The sequence below is a fragment of the Stenotrophomonas sp. Steno-Z2 genome, assembly GCF_056393235.1.
Window position 1 is genome coordinate 28,810 of the sequence record NZ_JBWJOY010000006.1, and the last position, 13,825, is coordinate 42,634.

A 13,825-nucleotide genomic window follows, 5' to 3' on the forward strand; every position below is an offset into this window, starting at 1 on the left:
TGCCCTCTTCAGGTTTCTCGATCGGGTGGATGGAACATGGCTCACGGGATGCCTTGCACGGAAATGCCGATGCTGTTTTCCACGGCATTGCCTGATCCCGCTGTCTGGTTGAGTTGCAGCACACCACCGAAGCCGCGCAACGCGGATGCCTCCACCGCCACCTTGCGGATGGCGCGTGGATCGCCGGCAACGAACCGCTCCCCTGCCGACGCGAACGCGGACGGCGCGGCCATCGCCTCGTCCCCCGCTTCGCGTATGCCCTGTGCGGCCAGGGAAACGACCACGGAGTTGAGCTCCGTATTGCCGCCACCACTGGCCTGGTTGATCGAAACGATGCCGCCGGCGCCGGCCAGCGCATTGCCGCCGATGCTGGCTGACGCCGCCAGCGGCGCGTCGGCATGGCCGTCCGTCTGCGACTGGCGCGCATGGCCGCCGGCATCGGCGCGGCGGCCGACCGCCACGCTGCGCAGGTTGGCCTGCAGGTTGAGATCGCCCGCCGCCTGGTTGATGCCGATGGCGCCCTGGCTGCCGGCCAGCGCATTGCCGTCGATGCGGCTGCTGTGCTCCTGCAGGTAGGCGAGCATCGGCGCGTACGGGTCGGCGGCCTGCTGCGCCCGGGCGGTGGTGCTGCCCGCCAGCAGGAGCGCCGGCAGAAGCAGGACCGGCAGGCGGCCGACGGGAGCGTGCGTGGCCATTCAACGGCCTCCCGGTCCGGCCGGCTGGCCCATCGGGAACTGCGCCAGCGCACCGCGTACCTGGTCGCCGATGCCACGGGTGGCGCCACCGACCGCGCCCATCGGCCCGCCGATGGTGCGCGCGAGTTGGGCGCCGGACAGCGCCCCGCCCTCGCCCATGGCACGGCCCAGCGTGGTACCGACCATGCCGCTGGTCACCCGTTCGACGGTGGTATGCCCGGCAGGTGCGGACGGGGACCGGTCCGTCGCCGAGTCGATGGCGGCATAGCCGTCCTCATCCAGCTCGTCGATGCCGCCGCCGATGCCCAGCGCGGCGGCCAGTTCGCGGCGCGGCGAGGGATCGACGATCAGCGCCATTCCCGGCGGCTGCATGCGGTACGCCGGCCGGGTGGGAACATCGCGCAGCAGCACGATCTCGCCGGGTTGCGGCTTCACGCCCTGGCGCGCGCCCGAAGCCTGGACGGTGGCGCTGGCGCCCATCGCCAGCAGCCCGCCGATCAGAATCGGAAACAGTGGTGGGTTCCTGCCTGCCATCGCCCTGCCCTCCCCGGTCAACGCGGGAGGCGGAGCAGCATCCGTGCCAAGCCTCGTTTTCATTCAAAAACAAAGACTTGAAGCACTACGCCCGGTGACTGGCCTGTATCACCCTTTACATCGCGCAGCGCCCCGGGCCGTCGGCCGGCGCGCAGGGCGGCGCGGCGCACGGGCGCCGCACCGCGGTGTATCAGTCAAGTTACAGTTGCCGCTGCCCGGCGTTACACCCGGTGCGGTTGCCGGATCGGCGGGCCGGCGCGGCCTTGGCGGGAACGCCGGGGCAATGCGCATCCAGGTCAGGCGACGGCGCATGCCGCGGCAAACCCACGACCACCACGCGCAGGCGGCAGCGCCGCCATCCGGGCCGGAAACGCTCCGGCCCGGATGCGGTCGCCTCAGCGTTCCTCGACGCCGAAGCTGCCGAACGGCGCCAGCTGCGGGGCCACCGCGTCGCGGTCGCCCACCACGATCACCGACTGCGCGTCCGGCGCGTAGTAGCGCGCGGCCACGTCCTGCAGCTTCGCCGCATCGACCGCGCGGATCCTGCCCACGTACTGGCCCAGGAACTCGGCCGGCAGGCCGGCCAGCCAGTTGCTGGCCAGGGTGCCGGCCACCGCGGCCTGCAGCTGGTTGCTGATCAGGTAGCCACCGGCGACGTAGCGCTTGGTCGACTCCAGCTCCGCGGCCGGCACCGGCTCCCTGCCCAGCCGCTCGAACTCCCTGAAGAACTCCTTCAGCGACGCGCCGGTGACCTCGTTGCGCACGTCGGCCGACGCCACCAGGTTGCCTCCGGCGCGCAGCGCCGCCAGGCGCGCGCCAGCGCCGTAGGTGTAGCCCTTTTCCTCGCGCAGGTTCTGGTTGAGGCGGCTGCTGATGCCGCTGCCCAGCACGGTGCTGGCCAGCTGCAGCGGCACGTAGTCCGGGTCGGTGGCGGCGATGGCCGGGCGGCCGATCCGGAACGTGGACTGCACGCTGCCGGGCCGCGGCAGGATGGTGCGCTGGGCTGCCGCCTGCCGCGGTGCCGGCGCCGTGTCCGCCGCCGCCTCGCCCTGCCCCTGCCAGTCGCCGAAGGCGCGTTCGGCCTCGGCGAACGCGGTCGCCGCATCGATCCGGCCGGTGATCACCAGCAGGCCGTGCGCCGGACGGAAGCGGCGCGCGTGCTCCTGTTTCAGCGCCGCCGGGGTCAGTGCAGGCAGGGTGGCCTGGTCCAGCTGCGTGCGTGCATAGGGATGGTCGCCATAGACCGCCTTCAGCAGCGCGCGCGAGGCGCGGAAACCCGGCTGGGCCTCGGCGGCCTTGAGTTCCTGGGCGGCATTGGCGCGGGCCAGCTCCACCTCGTTGTCGGCGAAGGACGGCGCGCGCGCGACTTCGGCCAGCAGCGCCAGCATCGGCTTGGCCTGCGAGGCCAGCGCCTGGGCGCTGAGCAGCAGGCCATCGACGCTGGCGCTGGCGCCGATGCTGCCGCCCATGCCCTGGGCCAGCTCGGCGATCTGGCGCGCGTCGTGCGCCTGGGTGCCCGCGGTGAGCAGCTGCGCCAGCACGCTGGCGAAACCCGGCGTGGCGGCGGCATCGGCGGCCAGCCCGGCGTCGCGCATGGCCAGCACGTAGTCCACGCGCGGCAGCCCGTCGCGTGGCACCACCCACACTTCCAGCCCATTGCCCAGGGTCCTGCGCGAGATGTCCGGCACCGGCAGCGGCTTGTCGGCGGCGTAGCCCGGCAGGCCGGCGGGCAGGTCCGGCGTGGCGGCGTTGGCGCCAGCGGAGGCGAGCGACAGGGCCAGGCCCATCGCGAGCAGGCACGGCATTGGCTTGATCATGGCGGTGTCCTCACTTCTGCGCGGCGGGGGCCAGCATCGCCGCCGGCTTGCGGTCGATGACGGTGCGGTTGGCGGTGGTCAGGTAGGTGCGCGCGGCGCGCTGCACATCGGCGGCGCTGACCGTTTCGATCCAGCCCGGAATGCGGTTGACCACGTTGGCATCGCCCCACAGGGTCTGCAGCTTGGCCAGGGTGTCGGCGCGGTCCAGGAACATTTCCAGGCCGTCGTACCACTGCGCCAGCAGCTGGGTCTTGACCCGCGCCAGCGTGGCTGCATCCACGCCCTCGGTGGCGACCCGGGCGATCTCCGCGTCGATGCCGGACAGCACCGCGTCGGCGTCGTGGTCGGGCTTGTACATCGCGAACACCACGAACAGGGTCGGGCCGTCGTATTCCCAGGCGCTGGTCAGGCCGTAGAGCGATTCGACGTTCAAGGCCAGCTGGCGGTCCTTGACCAGCCCCTGGTGCAGGCGCGAGGCCTCGCCATCGGCCAGCAGCGCGCCCAGCACCGCCATCGGCGCCTGGTCGCGGCTGCCGCGGTCGGGCATCTTCCAGCCCACCGCCAGCGCCGGCACCTGCGCCAGCGCGTCGGACTGCTGCAGGCGGATCTCCTTGGTATTGAGCCCTTCGGCGTAGTCCGGGCGCGGCGGCGTCGGCCGTGCCGGGATGTCGCCGAAGTAGCGTTTGGCCAAGGCGAAGCCCTGTTCCGGGGTGACGTCGCCGGCGATGGACAGCACCGCGTTGTTGGGGCCGTAGAAATCACGGTGGAAGCCACGTACGTCGTCGAGGCTGGCGTTCTCCAGGTCGTCGAAGCTGCCGTAGCCGTCATGGTTGTTCTCCCATTTGGAGAACGCGTGCTGGCCGATGTCGATCCACATGAACGCGCCGTAGGGCTGGTTCTGCACGTTGTTGCGGATTTCCTCCTTGACCACGTCCTGCTGGTTCTTCAGCGTCTCCGGGTTGAAGTCCAGGGTGCGCATGCGGTCCGCTTCCAGCCACAGCATCGGCTCCAGCGCCGACACCGGCGCGGTCTCGATGTAGTTGGTGAAATCGGCGCGGGTGGAGCCGTTGTTGCGGCCGCCGCCGCCGGTGATCACGCTGTCGAACACGCCCTTGCGCGCCTGCGGCGTGCCCTGGAACATCAGGTGCTCAAACAGGTGCGCGAAGCCGGTGCGGTTGCGCGGTTCCAGGCGCATGCCGACGTGGTAGACCACGCTGACGCCGACCACCGGCGCGCTGTGGTCCTCGGACACCACCACGGTCAGGCCGTTGTCGAGTTTCTCGACCGCCACCGGCACCCGCCACTGATCGGCGTTGGCGGCAGCCGCCGTGCCGGCCAGCGCGCAGCCGGCCAGCAGGAGCATGCGTTGCAGCATCATGGAGCGACTCCTTTCGTTGTCATGGGCAGGCCGGACGGCCGCCGCCACCATAATGCCCCCGCGCCGCGCGGGTATCCGCCGGAGGTCACTCCTCCGACGGACGGTCAGTCCACCCCGACGCCGGCGCGGACCGGGGCGTCGTAGACCTGCTGGTCCAGCAGCCCGGTTTCCTTGGCCACGATCACCGGCACCACCATCTGCCCGGTGACGTTGGTCATGGTGCGCATCATGTCCAGCACGCGGTCGATGGCGTACAGGTAGCCGATGGTCTCCAGCGGCAGGTTGGCCGCGCTCAGCACCACGGTGGCCATCACCACCGCCGTGCCCGGCACGCCGGCGGTGCCGAAGCTGCCCAGCACCGAGGCGATCAGCACCACCACGTACTGTTCCGGGGTCAGCGGCACGCCGGTGTACTGGGCGATGAACACCGCGCACAGCGCCGGGTAGATCGCGCCGCAGCCGTCCATCTTGATGCTCGCGCCCAGCGGCACCGCGAAGGAGGCGTAGTCCTTGTTGACGCCGAGGTTGGCGGTGATCGACCGCATCGCCGCCGGCATCGCCGCGAAGCTCGAGGAGGCCACGAAGGCCACCTGCATGCCCGGCGCGGCGCCACGGAAGAACTTGATCGGGTTCAGCCCGTGCGCCAGCAGCAGGCCGCTGTAGACCACCACGATGTGCAGCGCGCAGGCCACGTACAGCGCCAGCACGAAGCTGCCCAGCGGCAGCAGCTTCTCGAAGCCGTAGCTGCCGACCAGGCCGGCGATCAGGCCGAAGGTGCCCAGCGGGGTCATCTCCAGCACGAAGCGGGTGACCTGGATCATGATCTCGCTCATCTGCCCGGTGAGCTTGCGCGCCTCGCTCACCTTGTCGCCGAGCTTGACCATGGCGAAGCCGAGCAGGCCGGCGAAGAAGATCACCGGCAGGATCGAGCCGCGCCCGGCGGCCAGCACGGTCTCGCCGGCGGCGTTGACCCTGGTGCCGATGCCCGACAGCGCGTAGAACACGTTGGACGGCACCACGTCCATCAGCACCTTGGCCACCGACGGCACGTCGCGCGGGGTGTAGGCGCTGTCCATCGCCAGGCTCAGGCCACCGGTGCCCGGCTGCATCACCGTGCCCACGCCCAGGCCCACGCATACCGCCAGCGCGGCGGTGACGATGAACCACAGGAAGGTGCGCCCGCCCAGCGCGGCCACCGACTTCTGCCCGTGCAGCGAGCCGATGGCGCTGATCACCGCGAAGAACACCAGCGGCACGGCGATCATCTTGATCAGGGTGACGTACAGCTCGCCCAGCGGGCCGAACCAGACCTCGGCGGCCGGGCCCAGCACCCAGCCGGCCAGCGCGCCGAGCACGAAGCCACCTGCCACGCGCTGCCAGAACGGAATCCGCAACCAGGCAGAGACCAGCTTCATAGAGGGGATCCGGGAACTTTTTCAGGGACCGGCACGATAGCGCAAGCCCGGTGACGGCACGATCCCCGTGCGGAAAAGCTGCGTGTCATCGGCATGCCTTTTCGGGATTGTCATAATGGCCGTCTGTTCATGATCGATGGTCGACCGCATGCGCCACGCCACTCCCCTGCTCGCCGCCCTGTCCACCCTGCTGCTCGGCGCCTGCGCCAGTACCGCCGCGCCCAGGGCGCCGCAGGCCTTCGCCGTCGAGGTACCGGCGGTCAGCCACCCGCAGGGCGAGACCCCGCAATGGTGGTACCGCAACGGCGCCGCGCAGGCCGCCGCCAACGGCGCGATGGCCGGCAGGGCGAAGAACGTGATCCTGTTCCTGGGCGACGGCATGAGCCTGACCACGGTGGCCGCCGCGCGCATCCTGGAAGGCCAGCGCCACGGCAACCCGGGCGAGGAGAACCTGCTGTCCTGGGAACGCTTCCCGGCCACCGCCTTCAGCAAGACCTACAACACCGATTCGCAGACCCCGGATTCGGCCGGCACCATGACCGCCATCACCACCGGGGTGAAGACCCACATGGGCGCCATCGGCGTCAGCGCCGGCAGCCGCAGCGACTGCGCCGACAGCCTGGGCAAGCACGCCCTGACCTGGCTGCAGCTGGCCGACAGCGCCGGCATGGCCACCGGCGTGGTGTCCACCGCGCGCCTGACCCATGCCACCCCGGCGGCGACCTACGCGCATTCGCCGGACCGCAACTGGGAGAACGACACCGACCTGCCGGAAAAGGCCCGCGCCGCCGGCTGCGTGGACATCGCCCAGCAGCTGCTGTCGACCTCGCGCTATGGCCGCGGCCCGCTGGTCGCGCTGGGCGGCGGCCGCGGCCAGTTCACCACCATCAACGAGCAGGACCCGGAATACGCCGACAAGGTCGGCCTGCGCCTGGACGGTCGCAACCTGGTGGCCGAATGGCAGGCCGCCCACCCGCAGGGCGCCTACGTGTGGAACGCCGAGCAGCTCAAGGCCGCCGCCGATGCGCCGGCGCTGCTGGGCCTGTTCGAGCCCGACCACATGCAGTACGAGCAGGACCGCGCCAGGGACCCGGCCGGCGAGCCGTCGCTGGCCGAGCTGACCCGCGCCGCCATCGCCAACCTGTCCAGGCATCCGGAAGGCTACGTGCTGATGGTGGAAGGCGCGCGCATCGACCACGCCAACCACAGCGGCAACGCCGCGCGTGCGCTGGGCGACACCATCGCCATGTCCGACGCGGTGCGCGCGGCGGTCGAGGCGACCTCGGCCGAGGACACCCTGATCATCGTCACCGCCGACCATTCGCATACGCTCAACTTCGTCGGCTACCCGGCGCGCGGCAACCCGATCCTGGGCAAGGTCCGGGACAAGGGCGGCGAGGATGGCGCCGGCGGCCTGGACCTGGCCCGCGACGCCACCGGCCTGCCCTACACCACGCTCAGCTACGCCAACGGCCCGGGCTACACCGGCGCCAGCAACCGCCAGCCGGCCGGCCCCAAGACCTTCCCGCACATGCCCAGCAGCTACGAGCCGGCGCAGGGCCGTCCCGACCTGACCCATGTCGATACCGAGCACCCGGACTACATGCAGGAGGCGCTGGTCCCGGCCAAGGCCGAGTCGCACGGCGGCGAGGACGTCGGCATCTGGGCGCGCGGCCCGGGCAGCACCGCGGTGCGCGGCACGATGGAACAGAACGCCATCTACCACCTGATCGTGCAGGCCACCCCGCGCCTGCGCGAGCGCCTGTGCGCGCAGGGCACCTGCGATGCGCAGGGCGTGCCGGTGGAGCTGCCGCAGCCGGCGAAGTTCGAACGCAGGGCGCCGTGAACCGCACGCGACAACATGCGTCGGGGCCAGCGGCGGCACTGCTGTCGCTGGCCCTGCTGCCCGCCCTGGCCTGCGCCGGGGAAGCCTGCCATCGCCGCGACACCGAGCGCTTCGAGGTACTGCCCGGCTGCATGCAGACGGCGCCGGGCACGCTCGCCCTCGGCGCCGGCGCACTGGCGCGGCTGCGCTTCGACGAAAACGGACTGGCCACGCTGCAGGCCGGCCGCCAGTACTACTACGTGCGCCGCGACGGCACCTACCTGCCGGTCATCACCTACGACAACGGCCCGGACTACTTCGCCGAAGGCCTGGTCCGCGCGCGCGTGGACGGCCGGATCGGCTATTACGACACCGGCCTGCAGCCGGCCTTCGCCGCGCGTTTCGACTGGGGCTTCCCCTTCCGGAACGGCAGCGCAGAGGTCTGCAACGGCTGCCGCGAGGGCACGCCCGACGCCGGCGGCCATACGGATATCGTGGGCGGCACGCGCTTGCGCATCGACCGCCAGGGCAACGCGCTGCCCGATTCCCCGTAACGGAGGGGGCGGCCCCTCCCGCGTGGCCGGCGCGCATCGAAAACACATGGGACAGGGTTCACCTGCACCGCATTGGCCGCCGATGCGCGGAAGGAGGATCCGTCCGCATGCCCCTCGCGGCTGAAGCCGCTCCTACAATGCGGCGATGGAATCGTGCCTGTCACCGCTGACTGACGTCGCCACGCCGGTGCTGGTCGGTTTCAGCGGCGGGCTGGACTCGACCGTGCTGCTGCACCTGCTGGCGGACGCCCCGGCTGCGCGCACGCATGGCCTGCGCGCAGTGCACGTGCACCACGGGCTGCAGCCCGCCGCCGACGCATGGGCCGCGCACTGCCAGCGCGTCTGCGATCAATGGCAGGTGCCGCTGCAGGTCGTGCGCGTGCAGGTGGACATGGCGGCCGGCGAAGGCCTCGAAGCCGCCGCGCGCCGCGCCCGCTACGCGGCGTTCGCCGGCCTGCTGCAGGCAGGGGAACGGCTGGCGCTGGCACACCACCGCGACGACCAGGCCGAGACCTTCCTGCTGCGCGCCCTGCGCGGCTCGGGCGTGGAGGGACTGGCGGCGATGCGCGGACACCGCCAGTTCGGCGCCGGCCAGCTGTGGCGGCCGCTGCTGCACACCCCGCGCGCGGCGCTGGAAGCCCATGCCCGCCGGCACGGCCTGCACTGGATCGAAGACCCCAGCAATGGCGACGAGGCCTTCGACCGCAATTTCCTGCGCAACGCGGTGATGCCGCTGCTGGCCAAGCGCTGGCCTGACGCGGCCGCCGTATTCGCGCGCAGCGCAACGCTGGCCGGCGAGGCCGCGGCGCTGCTGCAGGCGCAGGACGAACGATGGCTGCACGCCTGCCGAGCTGGCGATGGCGATGACGGCGACGCGCTGTCGGTCGCGGCGCTATCGGCGCTGCCGGAGCCCGCCTGCGCCCGCGTGCTGCGGCTGTGGGTCCGGCAATGCGGCCTGCCGCCGCTGCCGGGCAACGGCGTGGCGCGCATCCAGCACGACCTGCTGGGCGCCGGCCACGACCGGCAGGCGGAGTTCCGCTGGCAGCAGGCGCGCATCGTGCGCTGGCGCGACCGCCTGCATGCCGTGGCCGGGCTGCGTGGCTGGCCGCCCGGCTGGCAGGCCGATTGGGACGGCCGCGCGCCGCTGGCGCTGCCCGATGGCGGCATGCTGGCCCTGCAGGGCGCGCCCGGCTTCGACGCGCCGCTGCAGGTACGCCAGCGCGAGGGCGGCGAACGCATCCAGCTGCCCGGCCGCGGCCACTCGCACCTGCTCAAGCACCGCCTGCAGGCCTCGGCCATCCCGCCCTGGCTGCGCCCGCACCTGCCGCTGCTGTGCGATGGCACGCAGGTGCTCGCCGCCGGCGACCGCATCCTCGCCGCACCGCTGCACGACTGGCTGCAGGCGCGCGGCGCGCAGCTGCGCTGGCAGGCGCCGGACGGCGCGAATTGACCCGTTACCGCCCGCCGCTCACACTTGCCCCATGTCCAAGAAGTCCCCCAACGAGACCTCGCCGGTCGCCCACTTCGAGCAGTCGCTGGAAGAACTGGAGCAGCTGGTGGAGAAGATGGAAACCGGCGAACTGAGCCTGGAGCAGTCGCTGGCCGCCTACGAGCGCGGCGTCGGCCTGTACCGGCAATGCCAGCAGGCGCTGGAACAGGCCGAACTGCGCGTGCGCATGCTCACCGACCCGGCGCAGCCGGAGAAGTCCGAACCGTTCCAACAGGCCGGCGATGTCGACTGAGGCCCTGTTCGCCGGCTGGATCGAACGCACCGGACAGCACCTGCACGCCGTATTGCCCGACCCCGACACCGCGCCGCAGCGCCTGCACCAGGCCATGCGCTACGCCGCGCTGGGCGCCGGCAAGCGCATGCGGCCGCTGCTGGTGCGCGCCACCGGCCACCTGTTCGGCGCCGACCCGGCGCTGCTCGACGCACCGGCCAGCGCGGTCGAGCTGGTCCACGCCTATTCGCTGGTGCACGACGACCTGCCGGCGATGGACGACGACGCCCTGCGCCGCGGCCGCCCCACCACCCACGTCGCCTTCGACGAGGCCACCGCCATCCTGGCCGGCGACGCGCTGCAGACCCGCGCCTTCGAGCTGCTGGCCGAAGCGGCGCTGCCGCCGGCGCTGGCCGTGGCCTGCCTGCGCACCCTGGCCACCGCCTCCGGCGCGGCCGGCATGTGCGGCGGGCAGGCGCTGGACATCGACGCCACCGGCCGCCAGCAGCCGCTGGCCGCCCTTGAGCGCATGCATTCACTGAAGACCGGCGCGCTGATCCGCGCGGCGGTGCGCATGGGCGCGCTGTGCGGCGGCGCCGGCGACGCCGACCTGGCAAGGCTGGACGGTTTCGCCGATGCGCTCGGCCTGGCCTTCCAGGTACGCGACGACATCCTCGACGTCGAGGCCAGCTCCGAGCAGCTGGGCAAGACCGCCGGCAAGGATGCGGCGCAGGACAAGTCCACCTTCCCCGCGCTGCTGGGCATGGACGGCGCCAAGGCGCGGCTGGAAGCGCTGGCCGTGGTCATGCGCGATGCGCTGGCGCCGTTCGGCCCGCGCGCCGACGCGCTGTCGGCGCTGGCCGAACTGGCGATCCGCCGCTCGCATTGACGCAGCGCCCGTGCGCGCCTCGGTGCGCGGCGGTACCTGCCCGGGAAGCACCATCGCGCCGCAGGGCGCGCTCCCGCGCATGACCGGCAGGAAGCCGGCCGGCGCGGTTTTTCGCGAAGGCTTCCCGCCAGGGATGCGGCAACAAAAACCGCCGGGAGCGGTTTTTGACATCGCCTGCCGATGGCCCAAAGGGTTCCCGCCAGGGATGGCGGGAACAAAAAAGGCCCGGGAATCCCGGGCCTTTTCGTTGCGCTGCCGCCGGATTACTTGATCAGGCGGATGGCGAACGGATAGCGGTAAGCCTGGCCCTTGTTGGCTGCCAGACCGGCGACGATGCTGAGCACGATGCAGGCGATCCAGGCGATCAGGTTGATCAGCGCGCCGATCAGGATGATCGAAAGGATGGTGCCGATGATGTAGACGCCCAGCAGCGTGAGCTGGAAGTTCAGCGCTTCCTTGGACTGGTCGGTGAGGAACGACTTCTGCGGGTTGTCCTTGTTCACCAGCCACATGATCAGCGGCACGATGAAGCCCAGGATGATGCCCGACAGGTGCACCAGCATGGCCAGGGTGTTGTCGTCGGAGCCGGCCGCCGGCGGAGTGCTGTTCTCGTAATCGCTCATGGTGTTTCCTTTACCTTGGTCTATGGAATGTGTGGGGTGCTGTCATCCGCGGTCCCCCGGATCGCCCCGCCGCGGCGGCTGCCGAAGAATACGTCAATCGTCGCCCGCGACCGTCATTCTCCCGACAAGGATCGATCCTGTCGAGACATGCGAGCGCGGATCGACGTCGCTGCCCACCGCCTCGATGCTGGCGAACATCTGTTTCAGATTGCCTGCGATGGTGATGCCGTCCACCGGCCAGACGATCTCCCCGTTCTCGACCCAGAAGCCGCCGGCGCCGCGCGAGTAGTCGCCGGTCACGCCGTTGACGCCCTGGCCCATCAGTTCGGTGACCAGCAGGCCGGTTCCCATGCCCGACAGCAGCGAGCGCAGGTCGCCGGCATTGGCCGCGACCTTGAGGTTGTGCACGCCACCGGCATTGGCCGTGGTCTGCAGGCCCAGCCGGCGCGCCGAGTAGCTGCCCAGCACGTAACGCTGCAGCACGCCGCCGCTCACCAGCGCCGAATCGCGCGTGGCCACGCCCTCGCCGTCGAACGCGCACGAGCGCAGGCCATGGCGCAGCCGCGGCTGTTCGTCCATGTGGAACCAGTCGGGGAACAGCTGCGTGCCGGCGCTGTCGAGCAGGAAGCTGGCGCGGCGGTACAGCGCGCCGCCGGAGATGGCCGACAGGAGATGGCCGACCAGCGAGCGCGCGACTTCGGCGACGAACAGCACCGGCACCTGTCCGGTCGCCAGCGAACGCGGCTGCAGGCGGGCGACGGTGCGCTCGGCCGCGCGCCGGCCGATGGCTTCCGGGTCCTGCAGGTCGGCCCGTGCGATCGCGCTGCTGTACCAGCCGTCGCGCTGCATGCCGTCGCCCTGCCCGGCGATCAGCGCGCAGCCGATGGAATGGTGGCTGCTGCGCTCGCGGCCGATGAAGCCGTGCGAGTTGGCATAGACCGACAGGCTCTGCGCGGTCGCCACCGAGGCGCCATCGGAATTGGCGATGCGCGGGTCGGCGCCGCGCCCGGCCGCCTCGCAGGCCAGGGCCAGGTCCACCGCGTGGCGGGCGTCCAGCGCCCACGGGTGCCAAGTGTCCAGGTCGGGGAAATCACGCGCCATCAGCGCGGCGTCGGCAAGGCCCGCGGCCGCATCGTCCTCGGTGTGGCGAGCGATGGCGCAGGCCTGGGCCACGGTCGCCTCCAGGCTGCTCTCCTGCAGGTCGGCGGTGCTGGCGCTGCCCTTGCGCTGGCCGAAGTACACGGTGACGGCGATGCCGCGGTCATGGGTGGATTCGACCGTTTCCACCTCGCCCAGGCGCACGTTCACCTCCAGGCCGAGGTCCTCGCTGCAGCTGACCTCGGCCTGGCTGGCGCCCAGCGCGCGGGCCTTTTCCAGCAGCCGCTGCGAGATGCCGGCCAGCTGTTCCAGCCGCTGCAGGCTGTCGTCGCTGGAGTGGGTTTCGGTGGGGTTGGTGTCCAATGCTTTATCCTTTCAGGTCTTCAGCCATGCCGCCGTTCCCTTCTCCCCCTCGGGGGAAGGTGGCGCGGAGCGCCGGATGAGGGTCGACGGAGCCAGCGATGCTTGAAGCATCCGGACTCCATTTCCCCTCACCCCAACCCCTCTCCCGGCGGGAGAGGGGCTTTCCACGGCAGCTGGCGGGTACATGCGAACTTTAATCGAGTAACAAGGCAATGCGCGGACGCGACGAAGAGACCGGCGAATTTTTCAGCGAGAGCCGCAGCCAGAACCGGCGCGAGGCGCTGGAAGTACTGGCGCTGGGCGAGAAGCTGGTGGAACTGACGGCCGCGCAGCTGGCGCGCCTGCCCATCCCCGAGGACCTGCTCGAGCACATCGAGTACAGCAAGCGCATCACCTCGCACGGCGCGCGCAAGCGCCAGCTGGCGTTCCTGGCCAAGCAGATGCGCCGCGAGGACGACGCCACGCTGGACGCGATCCGCGACGCGATGGAGGCCAACAGCGAGACCTCCAAGCGCGCGGTGGCGCTGATGCACCGCATCGAGCGCTGGCGCGAGCGCCTGCTGGCCGAAGGCGACGCCGCGCTGGCCGAGCTGCTGGACGAATACCCCGGCGCCGACCGCCAGGCCCTGCGCACCCTGGTGCGCAACGCGCTGGCGGAAAAGGCGAAGAACAAGCCACCGCGTGCGTTCCGCGAGCTCTACCAGGTGCTGCGCGAGCTGATGCTGCCGGCGCAGGCCGCCGCCGGCCAGGACGGGGAAGAGGACAGCGACGCCGAACACGATTTCGACGACCTCGACGACGAAGCCGGCACGCGCGATTGAACCTGAAGCCCCTCTCCCCGCGGGAGAGGGGTTGGGGTGAGGGGCATCCCCGAAGGCAAACAACCCCGCAGGGAGAAGGGGAAGCAGCAAGC

Annotated in this window: 13 protein-coding genes; 6 read left to right on the top strand and 7 right to left on the bottom strand. The window is 71.2% G+C overall.

All coding sequences use genetic code 11. The annotated features are described in order from the left end of the window. Positions 1-41: 41 nt before the first annotated feature. The 5 genes from AC06FP_RS12835 to AC06FP_RS12855 form a co-directional block, all read right to left on the bottom strand. Complete coding sequence (locus AC06FP_RS12835) at positions 42-695, bottom strand: hypothetical protein (RefSeq protein WP_478075764.1); 654 nt, start codon at positions 693-695, stop codon at positions 42-44. Next, positions 696-1,229, bottom strand: a complete 534-nt coding sequence (locus tag AC06FP_RS12840; protein WP_478075765.1) for a hypothetical protein — start codon at positions 1,227-1,229, stop codon at positions 696-698. Between the two features lie 395 nt (positions 1,230-1,624). Then, positions 1,625-3,046, bottom strand: a complete 1,422-nt coding sequence (locus AC06FP_RS12845) for a M16 family metallopeptidase (protein ID WP_478075766.1) — start codon at positions 3,044-3,046, stop codon at positions 1,625-1,627. Positions 3,047-3,056: 10 nt separating this feature from the next. After that, positions 3,057-4,424: a M16 family metallopeptidase gene (locus tag AC06FP_RS12850; RefSeq protein ID WP_456116517.1), complete on the bottom strand. Its 1,368-nt coding sequence runs from the start codon at positions 4,422-4,424 to the stop codon at positions 3,057-3,059. Positions 4,425-4,528: 104 nt separating this feature from the next. After that, positions 4,529-5,839, bottom strand: a complete 1,311-nt coding sequence (locus tag AC06FP_RS12855) for a dicarboxylate/amino acid:cation symporter (RefSeq protein ID WP_478075767.1) — start codon at positions 5,837-5,839, stop codon at positions 4,529-4,531. Between the two features lie 148 nt (positions 5,840-5,987). Between AC06FP_RS12855 and AC06FP_RS12860 the strand changes: the two genes are divergently transcribed. From AC06FP_RS12860 to AC06FP_RS12880, 5 genes are all read left to right on the top strand, one after another. After that, positions 5,988-7,685, top strand: coding sequence for an alkaline phosphatase family protein (locus tag AC06FP_RS12860; RefSeq protein WP_478075768.1), 1,698 nt, complete (start codon positions 5,988-5,990; stop codon positions 7,683-7,685). Then, positions 7,682-8,218 (top strand): WG repeat-containing protein, encoded by a 537-nt coding sequence (locus AC06FP_RS12865; protein WP_478075769.1) that lies wholly within the window; start codon positions 7,682-7,684, stop codon positions 8,216-8,218. The genes AC06FP_RS12860 and AC06FP_RS12865 overlap by 4 nt, the downstream gene beginning before the upstream one ends. 145 nt (positions 8,219-8,363) lie before the next feature. Then, positions 8,364-9,668 carry a tRNA lysidine(34) synthetase TilS gene (tilS, locus tag AC06FP_RS12870; protein ID WP_478075770.1) on the top strand — a complete coding sequence of 435 codons (1,305 nt, stop codon included), beginning with the start codon at positions 8,364-8,366 and terminating at the stop codon, positions 9,666-9,668. A gap of 31 nt (positions 9,669-9,699) precedes the next feature. After that, complete coding sequence (locus tag AC06FP_RS12875) at positions 9,700-9,960, top strand: exodeoxyribonuclease VII small subunit (protein WP_456116522.1); 261 nt, start codon at positions 9,700-9,702, stop codon at positions 9,958-9,960. Beyond that, positions 9,950-10,828, top strand: a complete 879-nt coding sequence (locus AC06FP_RS12880) for a polyprenyl synthetase family protein (protein WP_478075771.1) — start codon at positions 9,950-9,952, stop codon at positions 10,826-10,828. The genes AC06FP_RS12875 and AC06FP_RS12880 overlap by 11 nt, the downstream gene beginning before the upstream one ends. Positions 10,829-11,091: 263 nt before the next feature. Here AC06FP_RS12880 and AC06FP_RS12885 read toward each other — a convergent pair whose 3' ends face one another. Together AC06FP_RS12885 and pmbA are read right to left on the bottom strand one after the other, a co-directional pair. Beyond that, on the bottom strand, positions 11,092-11,451 hold the full coding sequence (locus tag AC06FP_RS12885) for a DUF4870 domain-containing protein (RefSeq protein ID WP_478075772.1): 360 nt from the start codon (positions 11,449-11,451) through the stop codon (positions 11,092-11,094). A 93-nt stretch (positions 11,452-11,544) separates the two neighbouring features. Continuing rightward, positions 11,545-12,912 carry a metalloprotease PmbA gene (gene pmbA / locus AC06FP_RS12890; protein WP_478075773.1) on the bottom strand — a complete coding sequence of 456 codons (1,368 nt, stop codon included), beginning with the start codon at positions 12,910-12,912 and terminating at the stop codon, positions 11,545-11,547. Between the two features lie 212 nt (positions 12,913-13,124). Between pmbA and yjgA the strand changes: the two genes are divergently transcribed. Continuing rightward, on the top strand, positions 13,125-13,733 hold the full coding sequence (gene yjgA / locus AC06FP_RS12895) for a ribosome biogenesis factor YjgA (protein WP_478075774.1): 609 nt from the start codon (positions 13,125-13,127) through the stop codon (positions 13,731-13,733). Positions 13,734-13,825: the final 92 nt, after the last annotated feature.